Source organism: Burkholderia sp. THE68 (assembly GCF_009938265.1).
In the GTDB taxonomy this organism is placed as follows: domain Bacteria; phylum Pseudomonadota; class Gammaproteobacteria; order Burkholderiales; family Burkholderiaceae; genus Caballeronia.
The window spans coordinates 1,171,036-1,187,646 of sequence record NZ_AP022315.1 but is presented as its reverse complement, the minus strand read 5'-3'; the positions used below and the strand labels follow the sequence as shown (position 1 = coordinate 1,187,646).

At 64.1% G+C, this 16,611-nt stretch carries 16 protein-coding genes; all 16 read right to left on the bottom strand.

The window, feature by feature from the left end; all coding sequences use genetic code 11:
- Window positions 1-35: 35 nt before the first annotated feature.
- Complete coding sequence (gene ltaE / locus BTHE68_RS05620) at window positions 36-1,040, bottom strand: low-specificity L-threonine aldolase (protein ID WP_162065495.1); 1,005 nt, start codon at window positions 1,038-1,040, stop codon at window positions 36-38.
- Window positions 1,041-1,121: 81 nt separating this feature from the next.
- Entirely contained in the window at window positions 1,122-3,053 is a 1,932-nt protein-coding gene (locus BTHE68_RS05615) for an alkyl/aryl-sulfatase (RefSeq protein ID WP_232077909.1), read from the bottom strand.
- A 30-nt stretch (window positions 3,054-3,083) separates the two neighbouring features.
- Window positions 3,084-4,820, bottom strand: coding sequence for a GMC family oxidoreductase (locus BTHE68_RS05610; protein ID WP_162065494.1), 1,737 nt, complete (start codon window positions 4,818-4,820; stop codon window positions 3,084-3,086).
- Window positions 4,821-5,058: 238 nt separating this feature from the next.
- Window positions 5,059-5,562, bottom strand: coding sequence for an ureidoglycolate lyase (locus tag BTHE68_RS05605; protein ID WP_162065493.1), 504 nt, complete (start codon window positions 5,560-5,562; stop codon window positions 5,059-5,061).
- Complete coding sequence (gene alc, locus BTHE68_RS05600; RefSeq protein WP_162065492.1) at window positions 5,562-6,572, bottom strand: allantoicase; 1,011 nt, start codon at window positions 6,570-6,572, stop codon at window positions 5,562-5,564. Before alc ends, BTHE68_RS05605 begins: the two co-directional genes overlap by 1 nt.
- Before the next feature lie 39 nt (window positions 6,573-6,611).
- Complete coding sequence (gene uraD / locus BTHE68_RS05595) at window positions 6,612-7,133, bottom strand: 2-oxo-4-hydroxy-4-carboxy-5-ureidoimidazoline decarboxylase (RefSeq protein WP_162065491.1); 522 nt, start codon at window positions 7,131-7,133, stop codon at window positions 6,612-6,614.
- On the bottom strand, window positions 7,130-8,080 hold the full coding sequence (gene puuE / locus BTHE68_RS05590; RefSeq protein WP_061175620.1) for an allantoinase PuuE: 951 nt from the start codon (window positions 8,078-8,080) through the stop codon (window positions 7,130-7,132). Before puuE ends, uraD begins: the two co-directional genes overlap by 4 nt.
- Before the next feature lie 135 nt (window positions 8,081-8,215).
- The gene (locus tag BTHE68_RS05585) at window positions 8,216-8,950 is read right to left on the bottom strand and encodes an aspartate/glutamate racemase family protein (protein WP_162065490.1); all 735 of its coding nucleotides are present in this window, start codon (window positions 8,948-8,950) and stop codon (window positions 8,216-8,218) included.
- A gap of 62 nt (window positions 8,951-9,012) precedes the next feature.
- A complete protein-coding gene (locus BTHE68_RS05580) occupies window positions 9,013-10,506 on the bottom strand; it encodes an NCS1 family nucleobase:cation symporter-1 (protein WP_162065489.1) in 1,494 nt (497 codons plus the stop codon).
- 353 nt (window positions 10,507-10,859) lie between these two features.
- Window positions 10,860-11,606, bottom strand: coding sequence for a GntR family transcriptional regulator (locus tag BTHE68_RS05575; RefSeq protein ID WP_174257992.1), 747 nt, complete (start codon window positions 11,604-11,606; stop codon window positions 10,860-10,862).
- Between the two features lie 297 nt (window positions 11,607-11,903).
- Window positions 11,904-12,875 carry a muramoyltetrapeptide carboxypeptidase gene (ldcA, locus tag BTHE68_RS05570; RefSeq protein WP_174257991.1) on the bottom strand — a complete coding sequence of 324 codons (972 nt, stop codon included), beginning with the start codon at window positions 12,873-12,875 and terminating at the stop codon, window positions 11,904-11,906.
- A complete protein-coding gene (gene tadA, locus BTHE68_RS05565; protein ID WP_162066796.1) occupies window positions 12,847-13,395 on the bottom strand; it encodes a tRNA adenosine(34) deaminase TadA in 549 nt (182 codons plus the stop codon). Before tadA ends, ldcA begins: the two co-directional genes overlap by 29 nt.
- A gap of 5 nt (window positions 13,396-13,400) precedes the next feature.
- Entirely contained in the window at window positions 13,401-13,799 is a 399-nt protein-coding gene (locus BTHE68_RS05560; protein WP_162065488.1) for a DnaJ family domain-containing protein, read from the bottom strand.
- A 277-nt stretch (window positions 13,800-14,076) separates the two neighbouring features.
- Window positions 14,077-14,832, bottom strand: a complete 756-nt coding sequence (locus BTHE68_RS05555) for an ABC transporter ATP-binding protein (protein WP_162065487.1) — start codon at window positions 14,830-14,832, stop codon at window positions 14,077-14,079.
- Window positions 14,829-15,689, bottom strand: a complete 861-nt coding sequence (locus tag BTHE68_RS05550; RefSeq protein WP_162065486.1) for an ABC transporter ATP-binding protein — start codon at window positions 15,687-15,689, stop codon at window positions 14,829-14,831. Before BTHE68_RS05550 ends, BTHE68_RS05555 begins: the two co-directional genes overlap by 4 nt.
- A 1-nt stretch (window position 15,690) precedes the next feature.
- The gene (nikC, locus tag BTHE68_RS05545) at window positions 15,691-16,602 is read right to left on the bottom strand and encodes a nickel transporter permease (RefSeq protein ID WP_162065485.1); all 912 of its coding nucleotides are present in this window, start codon (window positions 16,600-16,602) and stop codon (window positions 15,691-15,693) included.
- Window positions 16,603-16,611: the final 9 nt, after the last annotated feature.

Below are 16,611 nucleotides of genomic sequence, written 5' to 3'. Positions count from 1 at the left end.
TGCCCCGCTTGCATTCAGAGCGGGGCATTTTTCATTCAACGCGCGAAATAGTCTTTGACCGCGTGAATGACCGTGTCGATATCCGCGCGCGAAACATCGCGATGCGTAACGAATCGCGATGCATAGAGCATTTGCATCAGAATGCCGCGCTCCTTCAGGAACGCTTCGAGCGGCGCGCAATGCGCCTCGGGAATCTGCGCGAAGACCATGTTGGTTGCGTGCGACAGCACAGTAATTGCGTCGATCTGGCCCAGACCGGCGGCGAGACGCGCGGCGTTGTCGTGATCCCGCGCGAGGTCATCGACGTGATGCTCCAGCGCGTAGAGACACGCGGCGGCGAGCAGGCCCGACTGCCGCATGCCGCCGCCCAGCACCTTGCGCCAGCGGCTTGCGACCTCGATCAATGCTTTCGAGCCGACCAGCACCGAGCCAACCGGCGCGCCCAATCCCTTTGAAAAACAGACCGACACGGAGTCGAACGGCGCGCACAGATCGCTGACCGGCTTGTCCGATGCCACCGCCGCGTTGAACACGCGCGCACCGTCGAGATGCGTCGACAGCCCGCGATCGCGCGCGAGCTTCGTCGCCTGCGCGACGTAACCGGCCGGCAGCACCTTGCCGCCGATCGTGTTTTCGAGCGCGAGCAGCCGCGTGCGCGCGAAGTGATTGTCGATCGGCTTGATCGCCGCTGCGATCTTCTCGAGCGGCAAGGAGCCGTCGGGCGCGTTTTCGATCGGCTGCGGCTGAATGCTGCCGAGTACGGCCGCGCCGCCGCCTTCGTACTTGTACGTGTGCGCGACCTGCCCGACGATGTACTCGTCGCCGCGCGCGCAATGCGCCATCAAGGCCGCGAGGTTGCTCTGCGTGCCGCTCGGGAAGAACAGGCCCGCTTCCTTGCCGGTGCGTTCGGCGAGCGCGGCCTGAAGCTCGATGACGGTGGGATCGTCGCCCCAGACATCGTCGCCGACTGCGGCTGCGGACATCGCGGCGAGCATCGGCTTGCTGGGACGGGTGACGGTATCGCTGCGTAGATCGATCATGCGTTGTGCCCTTGTGCGTGCGCTTCGAGAAGCGCTATGGTACATCCCGCCGATCGATCCGGCCGCCCCGCGCCCGAACCGTCACGGCTCCACGACGTTGAACTCGCCGTCGAAGGTGTCGAGCGTGCCGAGCAAGGCCTTGAACACGCCGCCGTCGCCTTCGAGCAGAATGTTTCCGTCGCGCAATGCGTCGACGAAACCGGTCTCGCCGCACAGGATGCGATTCAGCAAGTCGCGCGTCATCGCGACCACAACATGCGGTGGCTGCGATGACAACATCGACGACCACGTCAGCGTGCCGTGCTGCAGATTCAGCCTGAAGCGCCTGGCCGTATCGGTGAACTGCCAGTCGATGCGCGCGTGCAGGTGCTGCGCCCGCAAGCCATCGACGCGAACCGCGAGATAGTCGAAGAACATTTCCTCGGTGATCGCGCACACCATGTCGCGGCTGCGTCCGGCGAACCCGGTCACCGAGCGGCGTCCTTCGCGCAGCTCGCGCGCGCCGAGCATGAACGCGTTGCGCCACGTCGCCGATTCCGCCTGATAACCCATTTGTTCGAGCGCCGCCGCGCCCAGTTCGCGCGCTTCGCGCAATTGCGGCTGAGCGAACACCAGGTGATTCATCACCTGCGCGACCCAGCGGTATTCGCCTTTTTCGTAGTCCCGGCGCGCACGATCGAGAATCTCGTCCGCGCCCCCCATGTATTCGACATAGCGCGTTGCCGCCATCTCGGGCGGCAAGGCATGCAGATTCGACGGATTGCCGTCGTACCAGCTCAGATACTGCTGATAGATCGCCTTCACATTGTGCGAGACGGTGCCGTAGTAACCGCGCGTATGCCACAGCGCGCGCAGCGAGTCCGGCAGTTGCATGACTTCCGCGATCTCGGCGGCATTCAGGCCACGGTTCATCATCCGCACGGTCTGATCGTGCAGGAACTTGTAGAGATCACGTTGCGCTTCGAGATAGCTGACGATGCGCTCGCTACCCCAGGTCGGCCAGTTGTGTTGCGCGAAGACGACGTCGGCGTCGCGCCCGAAGCGCTCCAGCGATTCTCCGAGATATCGCGCCCATCGCTGCGCATTGCGCACGTTCGCGCCTCGCAACGGACAGAGATTGTGCAGCGAGCGCGTGCCGTTCTCGGCGAGATTGAGCGCGCGCTCCTGCGGGAAATAGAAATGCATTTCCGCAGGCGCTTCGCTTTCGGGCGTCAGCTGAAACACAATCTCGACGCCATCGATGATGTGCGTCTCCAGCGTTTCGCTGATGAGTTGCGTCGGCGGAATCAGCGTGATCGTGCCGCGCGGGATGGTCTTGCCCATGCCGGCGTCGATCTGGCAGCACGCGTTGCGCGCGAGCGTATGACCGAACTGGAACTGCGCGCGGCGCGCCATCGCCGGGCCTGCCATGACATTCTCCGACACCGCCTCTTCCATGAAGCCGGCGGGCGCGATGATCTTCGTGCGCCCTGCGTGCACGTCGGCATCGCAGGTGACGCCGCGCACGCCGCCGAAGTGATCCGCATGGCTGTGGCTGTAGATAACAGCGACCACCGGCCGCTTCGGACGATGCGTGAAGTAGAGCTCCAGCGCGGCCGCCGCCGTTTCCTTGCAGGTCAGCGGATCGATGACGATGAGCCCGCGCTCGCCCTCGATGAAGGTCACATTCGAGACATCGAAACCGCGGACCTGAAAGATGCGCTCGGTCACCCGGAACAGGCCGTGCAGCGTATTGATGCGCGCATGCCGCCACAGCGCCGGATGCGCGGACGCGGGCGCGGGCGCGTCGTCGAGGAATCCGTAATCGGCGAGACTCCAGATCACCTGATCGTAAGCGCCGCGCACTTCCGCATCGGGAATCGTGCCGATGAAGCCGCGCCGCGCGTCGGCCTCTTCGTCGGGATCATCCGGTGGAAGGTCGTGCAAGGCGCGTTGCTGCGCCGCCATCGTTGCCTGAGTCGGCGGCAGCGATGAAAATGGCTGTGTGTGTTCGATGTGTTCCTGATTCGGCATAACGGTGTCCTTTACGCGCGTCGCGTCCTGTCACTTGTTCGATGCATCGAGCGAATAGCGCGCTTCGGCGTCCAGCGCATGGCCTTCGATGTGACGTCCGCGAATGAGGTCCGCGGCCTTTTCGCCGATCATGATCGTGGGCGCGTTCGTGTTGCCGCCGATGAGCGTCGGCATGATCGAGGCATCGGCGACGCGCAGGCCTTCGATGCCTCGCACGCGCAAGCTCGGATCGACGACGGCCTTGTCATCCACGCCCATCTTGCAGGTGCCGACCGGATGAAACAGCGTGTCGGCATGCTCACGGATATATTCGCGCAGCATGCGTTCGTCGCCCTCGCCCGGCCCGAAGCGCTCGGTGTTGAGTTCGCGCCCGCCCGCTTCGGCGAGCGCCGGTTGCGCGAATATCTTGCGGATGATGCGCAGGCCGGCGACGAGCGTGTCCATGTCCGACTCGACGCTCAGGTAGCGCGGATCGATGATCGGGGCCTCGCGCACGTCGGCGGACCCGAGCCGCACGACGCCACGGCTCGCGGGGCGCAGATTGGTGGCGTGACAGCTATATCCCGGTGGCCCCTTCTTGCCGATGTTCTCGCCGCGCGCGGTCAGCAGCGCGACGATGAAGGCGAATTGAATATCCGGTTTGTCGAGCCCGGGCCGGCTGCGCGTGAAACCGCCCGCTTCGGCGATATTCGAGGAGAACATGCCGGTGCGCTCGCGCCGGTAGCGCAAGAGCTCGGGAATCATGTGCAGGATGTTGCGCCAGGTATAGCCGAACAGTTCGGTCGTCGGCACTTCCTTCTTGATCGTCACGTCGATGTGATCCTGAAGGTTCTCGCCGACGCCCGACAGATCGCAGACGACCGGCACGCCGGCTGCCTGCAGATGCGCGCCCGGCCCGATGCCCGACGCCATCAGCAATTGCGGCGAGTTGAACGCGCCCGCGCTCAGGATCACTTCGCGCCGCGCCCGCAACGTGCGCTCGACGCCATCGCGCACGACGCGCACGCCAATCGCCCGCCGTCCTTCGAACACGATGCGCAGGGCAAGCGTGCCGGTCATCACGAACAGGTTGCCGCGCCCGTTGTTGAGCGAGATATCGGCTGCATTCCCGCGATGCAGATAGGCGCGCGCGCTGTTCCAGCGCTCGCCGTTGTGCTGCGTGACCTGATACAGGCCGACGCCGTCCTGCTCGTGGCCGTTGAAATCGTCGTTGAGCGGAATGCCCGCCTGCACGGCGGCTTCGATGAAACGCCGGCTGAAAGGATTGGGTGTGCGCAGGTCGCTCACATGCAGCGGACCTTTCGCCCCGTGCCAGGCATCGTCGCGGCCGTCCGGGAGCCGGACGTTCGCTTCGGCGCGCCGAAAGTACGGCAGGAGATCTTCGCTGCTCCATCCGCGGCAGCCGAGTTGCGCCCAGCGGTCATAGTCGCTGCGATGCCCGCGGATATAGACCATGCCGTTGATCGAGGAACTGCCGCCCAGCCCACGCCCGCGTGGCTGAAACGATTTGCGATGGTTCAGCGCCGCCTGCGGCGTCGTCATGTAGCCGTAGTTGCGCGGTCCGGGCCTGACGGCGAGCTTGCCCACGCCGATCGGCGTCCAGACCGTGAAGTGATGATCGTCCGGTCCCGGTTCGAGCAGCGCGACCGTGACGCCGCGCTCCTCCGCGAGCCGGCCCGCCACCGCACATCCCGCTGAACCCGCTCCGATCACGATGAAGTCGTATTCCTCGCCCGCATTGCTTCCGATCTCATGATTCGCCGTCATGGTGATGTCGTCTCCCTTGTTTCGCCTGCTCTGGCCCGGAGCGAATCGTCGGTGACGAGACGCCATTGCGAGCGGTCCGTCGAGGGTAAGGCGAGGCAAAGGAAGGCTCAACGCACGATTCGGGTGGGACGCGGGGAATATCGGGGGGGAGATGCGGGAACGAATCGGACGCGCAAAAACAAAGAGGACCGGAATGACTTCCGGTCCTCGATCAAACCTGGAGCTGGCGCAGCCCGACTCAGCGCAAGGCTTCGTCAGTCAGCCACAACGATTCCTTCAGATCCTGCTCGTTGAGGTTGTGCCCTTCACCGCCGCCACGATCGACGACGATGAAATCGGTCACCTTGCCCAGCGCGAGCAGCGGATGATGCCACACCCCTTTCGCATAGTTGACGCCCTGCCAGCCGCTCGTGACGAACGCGCGAATCTTCGACTCGTCGAGATCGCCCGCGGGCGCGACGACCACGAGATACGGACGGTCGTCGAGCGGAATGAACGCCTGGCTGCCGAGCGGATGACGCTCCATCATCTTGCATTCGAACGGCAGCGTGCGCGGCTGTCCGCGAAAGAGATTGACGATCGCGTGACCGCCCTGCTCTTCAACATCGACGTTGCACAGATCGTGAAAGCGGATCGTGGTGCCGAGGTTGATCGGGATCTGCTTCGCGCCATCGAGTTCGATGACATCGCCATAAGACTTGAACGCAGCGCGCGTCAACGGTTCGATAGCGAGCTTTTTCATTATGCGAGGGTTCCGAAGAGACGAAGACGCGACACGCCGCCGTCAGGATAGATGTTGAAGCGCACGTGCGTCACGGGACCGAGCGCGGCCAGTTCCGATTCGAAGAAATGCTGCTTGTCCATCTGCAGCTTCTGTTCGCCGAGCAGCACGGGCCAGAACATCGCCTGCGTGACGAGCGAGCTGTCGGTGCCGCCCTTCACGTACGCCGCCTGCAGCGAGCAGCGGTCCGGATAGTTGCCCTTGAAGTGCGCGGTATCCACTTCGACCTTCTTGATGATGCCCGGCTGCGCCAGCGCGACGATACACCAGTCGTTGCCCGGCTCGCGACGGCGGCGCGTTTCCCAGCCATCGCCCATGTTCACGCCGCGGCCCGGCATCAGAAGCGTCGAGGCGAGTCCGAAGTGCTGGTTGTTCGTGCCGACCAGATAGGCGCCGTTTTCCATCGCGCCGAGATCGACGAGCTGGTTGCGGTCCGCGTTGGTCCAGTCGAGTTGCGGCTGGCCATACACACGCAGACGCGCGATGCCGCCATCCGGATAGACATTCACGCGCAGGTGCGTGAACGGCTGCGCGGCGCCGACTTCGAGATAGTGGTGGCTGTTGCCTTGAAGCGTCGTCGACGGGACGATTTCCGTCCACTGCGTCGACTGGTTCGGCGCGCCATCGACGACATGCGCGCCTTCGATCGACGCCGCCGGCGGGAAGTTGCCGGTGAAGTGGCTCGTGTCGACATCGATGCCCTTGATCACGCCCGGACGCGCCAGCTTGACGACGCACCAGTCATAGCCCGTCGTGCGCTTGCGGCGGGTTTCCCAGCCGTCCATCCACTTGCCGTGATCGTCGAACTTGCCGGGGATGAACACGGCCGGCTCGGGGTTCAGCATGCGTTCCTTCGGCGCGAAGAAATCGTCGCTCGCCTCGAGTGCCTGCGCGCCCAGACGCGGGTCCGCGAGGTTCACATAGCGGCGCGTGAATTCAGGCGCGTTGGGATCGAGTGTCGGAATTGCCATTGTCTTCGTCCTTGGGGTTTCGGTTGCGGTGAAAGCGGATCAGGCCTGGATCAGGTCATTCAACCTGAAGCGCGCGATCCGGTAAATCTGATCGAGACTCGTGCGAAGCTCCTCGGCGCGGTCGTGATTCACGCGTTTTTCGAAGTTCGCGATGATGCCGTGCCGGTCGTAGCCACGCACGGCGAGAATGAAGGGAAAGCCGAACTTGTCGCGATATTGCTGGTTGAGCGATTGCAGCCTGTCGAACTCGTCCTGCGTGCACAGATCGAGGCCCGCGCCGCTCTGCTCGCGCGTCGATTCGGCCGTCAGTTCGCCGCGCACCGCCGCCTTGCCCGCGAGTTCCGGGTGGGCGTTGATGAGCGCGAGCTGTTTGTCATCGCCGGCGGTTTCGACGATATGCGACATCGACGCATGCAGCGCGTCGATGTCCTTGAAGGGGCGCTGTTGCGCCGCGGCTTCCGGCACCCACGGCGAGTGCTCGAAAATTCCCGCGAGCACCGTCACGAACGTGTCGGCGGGCATGGTGTTGAGTTGGTCGAGTGTGTATTGCATCGCCTTCATGCCGCCGTCCCGTTGTTAGCTTTTTCGAAAGGATGTTGCTCGCGCCAGTGACGCGCGATGTCCACACGCCGCGTGACCCACACGCGATCGTGCTTCTCGATGTGATCGAGGAATTTCTGCAGGCCGCGGAAACGCCCGGGACGTCCGAGCAGGCGGCAATGCATGCCGATGGAAAGCATCTTGGGCGCTTCGTCGCCCTCTTCGTAGAGCACGTCGAACGCGTCCTTCAGATACGTGAAGAAGTGCTCGCCGGTGTTGAAGCCCTGCGGCGTCGCGAAGCGCATGTCGTTGGTGTCGAGCGTGTACGGCACGATCAGATGCGGCTTCTTCTCGCCGCCCGTCACTTCGACTTCGGTCCAGAACGGCAGGTCGTCGCCATAGTTGTCCGAGTCGTAGAGGAAACCGCCGTGCTCCGCGACCAGCCGATGCGTATTCGGACTGTCGCGCCCGGTGTACCAGCCGAGCGGGCGCACGCCCGTCACGCGCTCGATCGCTTCCATGCCGAGGCGCATGTGCTCCGCCTCGCGCTCCGGCGACATGTCCTGATAGTGAATCCAGCGATACCCGTGACACGCGATCTCATGCCCCAGTTCGACAAACGCCTTCGCCAGTTCCGGATGCCGCTCGATCGCCATGCCGACGCCGAAGATCGTGAGCGGCATGCCGCGCTTCTCGAACTCGCGCAGAATGCGCCACACGCCCGCGCGCGAACCGTATTCGTAGATCGATTCCATGCTCATGTGACGCGACGGATACGCCGCCGCGCCCACGATTTCCGACAGGAACTGCTCCGAGCCCGGGTCGCCGTGCAGCACGCAGTTCTCGCCGCCTTCTTCGTAATTGAGCACGAATTGCACGGCGACGCGGGCGCGTCCCGGCCAGTTCGCCTGCACCGGATGACGGCCGTAGCCGATCAGGTCGCGTGGATAGTTCGGATCGAGTGACATGGCTGGCGTTGAGCTCAAGCGTTGAAAAAACGGGATTGTTGACGATTCAGTGTAGCTAAAAGACCCGCACGCGCCCATACATCAGGGCAGATAATCCGGGTCACGTCATCTGTATGTGACCCGGCTTTTCCGCCATCAGCGCGGGCTGAAATCCGACAGCACGCCGTCGTACCGTTTCGCCAGCGGCCGCGCATAGTCGCCACGTTTCGCCGTGTGAAGCTTCAGCGCGACGAGCGCCTCCGTCCATTTCACCGCCGCCGTCACGCCCTCCACCACCGGCGCGCCGATCGCGTCCTCCACCTCGCGGCAGAACTCCGCCATGCCCGCGCAGCCGAGCACGATGGCGTCCGAGCCGTCCTCATCGAGCGCGCGCCGGCATTCGTCGATGATCGTCTGACGCGCGGGCGAGCCCGGCACGTCGAGCTCGAGCACGGGAACGTCGGTCGCACGGACGTTCTTGCAGAAGCGCGTCATGCCGTAGCGCTCCGCCAGATGCCAGGCCATGCCGACGGTGCGCTGCAGCGTGGTGACGACCGAAAATCCCGGCGCGATGACGCTCGCCGCGTGCATCGCCGCCTCCGCGATGCCGATCACCGGGCCGCGCGCCAATTCGCGAGCCGCGTAAAGGGCCGGATCACCGAAGCAGGCAATCACGTAACCGTCGAAACCCTGCTTTTCGCCGGCCTCGATTTCGTCTAGCAGCCCGAGCGACGCGATCGCTTCGTCGTAATAGCCTTCGATGGACGCCGGGCCCATCGTCGGGCTCACGGCGACGATCTCCGTGCCGGGCGCGGCGACCTCGCGGGCGCAGCGGCCCATCGAGTCGGTCATGCGCTGCGTCGTGTTCGGGTTGATCAGTTTGATACGCATTGCTTTCTCCAGACTGCGTTCGATTGTTCTCTCAGGTTCTATCGTTTGTTATAGGCGGTGATTCAGACTTCGCGATTACGAGCGGCGAGGAAGTAATAGAACACCGCGCCCAGGCCCGCGCCGATGAACCACGAGAAGTTCGCGGCGCCTTCCAGCGACGGCACCACCACGCAGAGCGTCGCGATTACTGCTGCCGGCAGGAGCGCCATCACCGCGCGGCGGTTCACGCCCTTCGTGTACCAGTACTTGCCTTCCTCGGACACCGTGTAGAGATCGTCGACCACCAGCTTGCCGCGCTTCACCAGATAGAAGTCGAGGATCAGCACGCCATACAACGGTCCGATGAAGCTGCCCAGAATATCGAGCGTGTAGTGGATCACGGCCGGGTTGTTGAACAGGTTCCACGGCGTGATGAAGATCGACGCGACCGCCGCCATCATGCCGCCCATGCGCCAGCTGATGAGCTTCGGCGCGACGTTCGAGAAGTCGAAGGCCGGCGACACGAAGTTCGCCACGATATTGATGCCGATGGTCGCGATCGTGAAAGTCAGCGCGCCGAGAATCACGGCGGACGGATGATCGATGCGGCCTACCGTCTCGACCGGATCGGTGATCAACTGGCCGAACACCGGCAGCGTCGCCGCAGTCGTGATGACGGTCACCAGCGAGAAGGCCAGGAAGTTGACCGGCAGGCCCCAGAAGTTGCCACGCTTGACGCTGCGGAAGCTCTTGCCATAGCGCGAGAAGTCGCCGAAGTTCAGCATCGGGCCGGAGAAGTACGACACGACGAGCGAGATCGCGGTGATCATCACGGGAATCACTTCCATGCCGTGATACTTCACGCCGCCCAGATTCAGGCCGATGTTGCCGATGCCCGCGCGCCACACCATGTAGCCGGCGAGAATGAACATCACGACATACACGGCGGGACCGGCGAAGTCGATGAACTTCTTGATCATCTCCATGCCGCGCCAGAACACGACGGCCTGCAACACCCAGAGCAGCATGAAGCCCGCCCAGCCGAGCGCCGAGAGGCCGACGAAGCCGTACTTGTGCACGTCGGCATACGGCATCAGCGAGGGCACGAACTTCAGCACGACGATGACGAGCGCGCTCGACGCCAGATACGTCTGAATGCCGTACCACGCAACCGCGATGAGCCCGCGAATCACGGCGGGAATGTTCGCGCCGAGCACGCCGAAGGTGGCGCGGCACGCGACGGGATACGGCACACCGGCAACCTGGCTCGGCTTCGCGATCATGTTGCACAGCACGTTCACAAGACCGATGCCGATCAACAACGACACCAGCACTTGCCAGCTCGTCAGACCGAGTGCGAACAGGCTGCCCGCGAACACGTATCCGCCGACGCTGTGCACGTCCGACATCCAGAAGGCGAAGATGTTGTACGCGCCCCAGGTCTGGTTCTTGAGGGGGGCGAGATCCTCGTTGTAAAGGCGGTCGCTGTAACCGGCGGGCAGATTCGGATCGTGGTCCGCTGTCTGCTCTTCGTATTGCGGCAAGGCTGAATTGCCGGATGCACTGAACTGGGCCATGACGTCTCCTTCATTGGCTGCTTGCGTAATGAAAAAAAGCAAATGCTCGAGTGACAAGCTTCGATCGGATGCCTTCGCCGAGGTCTCGCATCGGCGCGGCATTCTTTGGATTTGCGTTATCGCTTCCGGGCCTGAAACCAAGAGCGCGCGAGGCACCTGCCCCACACGCCCGCCCGGCGGCGGCTTTCATTTCACGCTCACTTGAGCGTCCTGTCCGATGCATCGCACGTTGCGGATTCTTGCGCGTGCGACTCTCCGCGCGCCCGGTGCGGATGCGCGGGGCACGGTCTCCAATTAGTTAGTCCTGCTTCATTCAGCCGATGGCAGATACTCCGACCTGCCGTGTTCCGCTGCTACGTGTCGAGCGTCTGTTCGCGCTCGGAGGGTCTTGCGAATACTTCCTTCAGATCGACCGCACCGCGCGCGGGCCGCTCCAGCATCTTCAGTTCGACATCGCGCAGATGCTGCGCCATCAGACCGGCGGCTTTCGTTGCATCGCCGGTATCGAGCGCGGCGAGTATCTCTTCGTGATCCTCGAACGAGCATGAGCTCTTGCCGAGCGATTCATATAGCGCCGAAATCAGCGTCGAACGCGCGACGAGTCCCGACAGGCATTCGCACAGCACCGTGTTGCCGGTGAGCGCCGCGAGCTCGGTGTGAAACTCGCCGGAAAGCCGGATCCACGAAGAAAAATCGTGGCTTTCGAACGCGCGGCGCTCCTTGCCGATGGTCGCGCTAATCGACTTCAGCCGGCGCGTGCCGTGTCCCTGCGCGATCCGCTCCACCACCGCCAGTTCGATGATGCGGCGCATCTCGAACACCTCGTGCACTTCCTGCAGCGACGGACTCGCGACAAACGCGCCGCGATTCGGCTCCAGATCGACGAGCCGTTCGTTCGACAGTTGCGCGAGCGCCTGACGGACGGTGCCGCGCTTGACGGCGAACACCTCGCATAACTGCGCTTCGGTCAGCTTCGCGCCCGGTGCGAGCCGATGCTCGAGGATCGCGGCGCGGATGTTCTCGGCGATCGACTCGGCATTTGCTCCGTTCGAAGCGGCAACTGCGGCATTCGGGGCAGCACTACGCGTGGTGTCGGACATGATGTGCTCGCTTGCATGTTAAGCATCTTAGAATCGACATAAAGATTGTCAACAATTCATTTGAGAAATCGTTGACTTTCGGCCGTGTTTCGTTGGCTCGGCTAGCCTTCATCTCAATACGGACGGTCCTCTCAGCCAATTTATCAAGTTTTTGTCAGCATTGCCGCCACTTTTTTGTCGACAATCTAAAGGGTGAGGTTGGTGCGCGGTTGAAGTCCGGATGGTGCAAATTAAGACCGTTAGTTGCGAGTTAAGTCAAAAAACGAGGCGCTCAATAAGCGCCTCCTGATCGTCGAATCAAGCCAGATGCGGGTAGTCGGAGAGTTTCAGCGTAAAACCCCGCTCCGTCGCGACCAGATGCGCCGTTGCACCGAAAGGCAACGTAAGAAGATTTTCGATGTGCCCGAACTGCAACCCGGTCACCACCGGAATGCCGGTCACGGCTCTGACCTGCTCGATCATCGCGTCGAGCGAGTAGCCGTTGTCGTACTCAGAGAGCCTGCCGCCGGAAAACTCGCCCATCACGATCGCCTGCTGACGGCCGAGCACGCCGGACTGATGCAACTGATAGATCATTCGCTCGATGCGAAACGGATGCTCGTTCACATCTTCGAGGTAAAGAATTCCGCCTTCGACCGGGGGCAGATACGGCGTGCCGACGAGCGACGCCAGGATCGCGAGGTTGCCGCCCCACAGCATGCCGGTCGCGTTCACGGTCTGGCGCTGCGGCGTGTTGCTCGTCACCGTGAAGCTCGAATGGGAGATCGCGTTCCAGAAATGCTGCATCGTGAACGCGCTCACCTGTTCAGCGCCGAAATCACCCGCGAACATCGGTCCGCCGAAGCTTTTCACGCCGGCATGCGCGAACAGCGCGCACTGGATCGCCGTGAAATCGCTGTGCCCGACGATCGCCACCGGCTGATCGGAAAGCCTGCGCAAACCGACATAATCGAGCCCGTGCAGAATGCGCGACGCGCCGTAACCGCCGCGCACCGCCAGTACGATGTCAGGCAACCGGCGCAACGGATCGGCGAGGCGATTGAGATCGGCTGCGCGCTCGGCATCGGTGCCGCCGAAGCGCTGAAAGCGCCGGCGCGTCGCTTCGACGTTTTCGAGCCGATGCCCTTCCCTGCGCAATCGCCCGATGCCGCGTTCCACTGCCGCCGGATCGTGCGGATAGCCCGAAGGCGCGACGAGATCGATGGTGCGTGATTTCACGATGTTGTTGTCGTTGGATTCGTTATCGGGCTTCTCGCGCGCGGCGCGCATCGCGCTCTTCGCGCGCCAGGCGGCGGCGTTCCGCGAAGAAATTCTTGAGCGCGTGCCCGCATTCGTCCGCGAGCACGCCGCCTGTCACAGTGGTGTGATGATTGAGCTGCGTATTCGCGAACATGTCGACGACACTGCCGCACGCGCCCGTCTTCGGGTCCGTCGCGCCGTAGACGACGCGCGAGATGCGCGCGTGCATGATCGCGCCCGCGCACATCAGGCACGGCTCCAGCGTGACATAGAGTTCGCAGCCCGGCAGTCGATAGTTTTCCAGCTTCTGGGCGGCGGCGCGCAGCGCGGCCATTTCGGCATGCGCGGACGGATCGTGTCCGCGAATCGGATGATTGAAACCGGTGGCGATGACATCATCGCCGAGCACGATCACCGCGCCCACGGGCACTTCGCCCGCGCGACGAGCTTCGTCGGCGGCGCGTTGCGCGAGCGCCATGAAGCGGCGATCGCGTTCGTTCGAATGATCGTCGATGGAGGCGATGGGCGCGGGATCGGGCGCGTCCGGCATCCCGGTCACTTGGCTTCGGCTTCCAGCGCCACGCGCGACTGCGCGCGTTCGGAGAGCCGTTCGGCGATGCGCCGGCGATACTCATGCGGCACGCAGCCGCCGCCACGCAGCGATTCGAGCGCCATGTCGAGCGCGAGCATCCGCGCTTGCAACTGGCAACGGGCGGCGGGGTCCGTCACCTTGTCGAACTCTTCCTGAAGCCCGCGCAGCGCGCGAAGCTGTTCGACGGCAGGCGGGACGAAGCCCGCGTTCTTGAGGATTCGATTGGCGACACGCACTTCCTCGGGCACGAGGACGTCGTCGTCGAAGTTGAGCGGTGCGCCCGCGCCCGGCAGGTTGTTGAACTCGCCACGCGTAGCGGCTTCGTTGATCCGCTGTTCGACCAAAGCATCTAGCAATTTCATCGGGGATTACGACCGGCTTTCACCCGCGAACGGGCACGGTCTGTCACGATTTCCGTTGGTTAGCTCGAAGTCGGAAGGCAACCGGAAGACCACGCTTGCGCGTTGTTCGGCACGTCTCGACAATCCAGTGTCTATTCTATCAGCGGCTGCCTAGAGGTTTTCGTCGGGGGCGCGCGTGTTCACGGCGTGAGGCCGTATACCGGGCTTATTGCTGTTCTTATGCGTCGTTTGCGCAACATTCGTTGACGGCGTCGCAGCAACTGTGCTTGTACGATGTCTAACCGCCCGGCATGCGCTCCAACGCCCCGCCGCCGCGCGTATAGCCTTCGGTCGCAAGCAAAAGCCGCCGCGTGTACTCATGGGAAACGTCGCGCGAGCGCACCGCGTCCACACCCAGTTCCTCGACGATCTCGCCATTGCGCATCACCGCGACGCGCTGACACAAAAAGCCGATCACCGCGAGGTTATGACTCACGAGGATCATCGTCAGCTTGCGCTCGCGATGCAAACGGCGCAGCAGATTCAGAATCTCGGCCTGCACCGAGACATCGAGCGCGGAAGTCGGTTCATCGAGCAGCAGCACGCGCGGCCCGACGATCAGCGCCCGCGCGATCGACACGCGCTGCCGCTGCCCGCCCGACAACTGATGCGGATAGCGAAAGCGGAACGCCGGCCCGAGCCCGACTTCGGCGAGCGCATCGAGGATACGCGCGTCTTCGTCGCCGATGCCGTTGATCGCAAGCGGTTCGCGCAAGGTCTTGTCGACGGTGAAGCGCGGATGCAGCGCGCCATACGGGTCCTGAAACACCATCTGCACATCGCGCCTCGCAGGTTGAGAACCGATGCGTATGCTGCCGCCCGCAAGCGGCGTCAGCCCGGCGAGCGCGCGCAGAAGCGTCGACTTGCCGCTGCCCGATTCGCCGACGAGCCCGAACACCTCGCCCTCCTCCACGCGCAGGGAAACGTCGCGCACGGCGTCGACGTGGCCGGTCTTCGTCTTGAAGCGAATCAGCGCGCGCTCGATGTCGATCATCGCGCGGTCCTTTCATCGAGCCATGCCGGATCGCGGCGCAGCGTCGGCAATTCGTCGGGCGGATTGTCGAGCGGCGGATTCGCTTCGAGCAGGCCGCGCGTGTAGGGATGCGTCGCGTGAACGAGATCGCGCGCGGCGCACGTCTCCACGACGCGCCCGCCGTACATCACCGCGACGCGGTCGCAGAACGACATCACGAGCGGCAGATCGTGGCTGATGAAGACGAGCCCGGTGTCGTGGCGCTCGATCATCTCGTCGAGCACGGCAAGCACCTGCATCGACACGAGGACGTCGAGCGCGCTCGTGGGTTCGTCGGCGATCAGGAGGCGCGGACCAGCGGAGACCATCATCGCGATCATCACGCGCTGGCCCATGCCGCCCGACAGTTCATGCGGATACGCATCCGCGACGCGCTGCGGATCGCGGATATGCACCGCTTCCAGCGCCGCGACGATGCGCTCGCGCAGCGCCCGCCTGCTCTCTTTCACGCCCTGCCGCACGAAGGTTTCGCGCATCTGCTGCGCGACCGTCATCACCGGGTTGAGAGAGAATTTCGGGTCCTGCAGGATCATGCTCATGCGCGTGCCGCACAGGCGCCGGCGCTCCTTCGGGCGCATCGCGAGCAGGTCCTGTCCTTCGAAGCGCAACGCCTGCGCCGACCAGTTCGCCTCGGGCGGCAGCAGTCCGAGCAGCGCGCGCCCCGTGAGCGATTTGCCCGATCCCGATTCGCCGACGATGCCGAGCCGTTCGCCGCGCCGCACCGTCAGCGACACGCCGCGCACGGCGGGCATGAGCGTGCCGTCGTGGCCGGCGAACGATACTTCCAGACCTTCGATCTGCGCGAGCGGCGTCGACATGTCAGCCTCCGTGACGCGGATCGAAGACGTCGCGCAGACCGTCGCCGAGCAGGTTGAACGCGAGGCTCACCGCGAGGATCGCGAGGCCGGGGATTGTCGCGACCCACCAGGCATCGAGCAGCACGTTGCGGCCCGCCGCGACCATGTAGCCCCATTCCGGGCTCGGCGGCTGCGCGCCCAGCCCGAGAAAACCGAGGCCGGCGACGGCGAGAATGATGCCCGCCATGTCGAGCGTCGCGCGCACGATCACCGACGACGAGCACAGCGGCACGATATAGCGCAGCAGGATGCGTGGATGCGACGCGCCTTGCAGACGCGCCGCGTGAATGTAGTCCGACTGCGCGAGCCGCAGCGATTCCGCGCGCGCAAGCCGGGCATACGGCGGCCACGCGGTGATCGACAGCGCGATCACCGCATTGAGCACGCCCGGCCCGAGCGCCGCCGCGAACGCGAGCGCGAGCACGATCTTCGGGAACGCCAGCGCGACATCGGTGAGCCGCATCAGCACCGTATCGACGATGCCGCCGCAATAGCCCGCCACCGTGCCGATCAGAAGCCCGACCGGCACGACGAGCACGACGACGAGCATCGCGATCGCCAGTGTGAGGCGCGAGCCGTGCACGAGCCGCGAGAGGATGTCGCGGCCGAGTTGATCGGTGCCGAACCAGTGCGCCGCGCCGGGCGGCGTGAGACGTTCGGCGAGCACTTGCTGCAATGGATCCTGCGTGACGAGCAGCGGCCCGACGGCCGCGACCACGATGAGCAGCAGCAGGATCGCGAGCCCGACCATGCTCAGCGGATTCGACGAGAACCGCCGCCAGCGCCGATACGCGCGGCCGAGCGCGGCCTGACGCGGCGACGCGGGCGTCTCGGTGAGAAGCCACGTGCGCAAGCCCGTTCGCGCCGGTTTCATCTGCGCAAA

What these genes read in the sequence shown, in the direction of transcription:
- tadA (WP_162066796.1), bottom strand. Translation starts at nt 13,395, where the DNA reads ATGCCGGACGCGCCCGATCCCGCGCCCATCGCCTCCATCGACGATCAT.
- alc (WP_162065492.1), bottom strand. Translation starts at nt 6,572, where the DNA reads ATGGCAATTCCGACACTCGATCCCAACGCGCCTGAATTCACGCGCCGC.
- nikC (WP_162065485.1), bottom strand. Translation starts at nt 16,602, where the DNA reads ATGAAACCGGCGCGAACGGGCTTGCGCACGTGGCTTCTCACCGAGACG.
- puuE (WP_061175620.1), bottom strand. Translation starts at nt 8,080, where the DNA reads ATGTCACTCGATCCGAACTATCCACGCGACCTGATCGGCTACGGCCGT.
- BTHE68_RS05615 (WP_232077909.1), bottom strand. Translation starts at nt 3,053, where the DNA reads ATGCCGAATCAGGAACACATCGAACACACACAGCCATTTTCATCGCTG.
- BTHE68_RS05605 (WP_162065493.1), bottom strand. Translation starts at nt 5,562, where the DNA reads ATGAAAAAGCTCGCTATCGAACCGTTGACGCGCGCTGCGTTCAAGTCT.
- BTHE68_RS05575 (WP_174257992.1), bottom strand. Translation starts at nt 11,606, where the DNA reads ATGTCCGACACCACGCGTAGTGCTGCCCCGAATGCCGCAGTTGCCGCT.
- BTHE68_RS05585 (WP_162065490.1), bottom strand. Translation starts at nt 8,950, where the DNA reads ATGCGTATCAAACTGATCAACCCGAACACGACGCAGCGCATGACCGAC.
- uraD (WP_162065491.1), bottom strand. Translation starts at nt 7,133, where the DNA reads ATGAAGGCGATGCAATACACACTCGACCAACTCAACACCATGCCCGCC.
- ldcA (WP_174257991.1), bottom strand. Translation starts at nt 12,875, where the DNA reads ATGCGCGCCGCGCGCGAGAAGCCCGATAACGAATCCAACGACAACAAC.
- ltaE (WP_162065495.1), bottom strand. Translation starts at nt 1,040, where the DNA reads ATGATCGATCTACGCAGCGATACCGTCACCCGTCCCAGCAAGCCGATG.
- BTHE68_RS05555 (WP_162065487.1), bottom strand. Translation starts at nt 14,832, where the DNA reads ATGATCGACATCGAGCGCGCGCTGATTCGCTTCAAGACGAAGACCGGC.
- BTHE68_RS05610 (WP_162065494.1), bottom strand. Translation starts at nt 4,820, where the DNA reads ATGACGGCGAATCATGAGATCGGAAGCAATGCGGGCGAGGAATACGAC.
- BTHE68_RS05580 (WP_162065489.1), bottom strand. Translation starts at nt 10,506, where the DNA reads ATGGCCCAGTTCAGTGCATCCGGCAATTCAGCCTTGCCGCAATACGAA.
- BTHE68_RS05560 (WP_162065488.1), bottom strand. Translation starts at nt 13,799, where the DNA reads ATGAAATTGCTAGATGCTTTGGTCGAACAGCGGATCAACGAAGCCGCT.
- BTHE68_RS05550 (WP_162065486.1), bottom strand. Translation starts at nt 15,689, where the DNA reads ATGTCGACGCCGCTCGCGCAGATCGAAGGTCTGGAAGTATCGTTCGCC.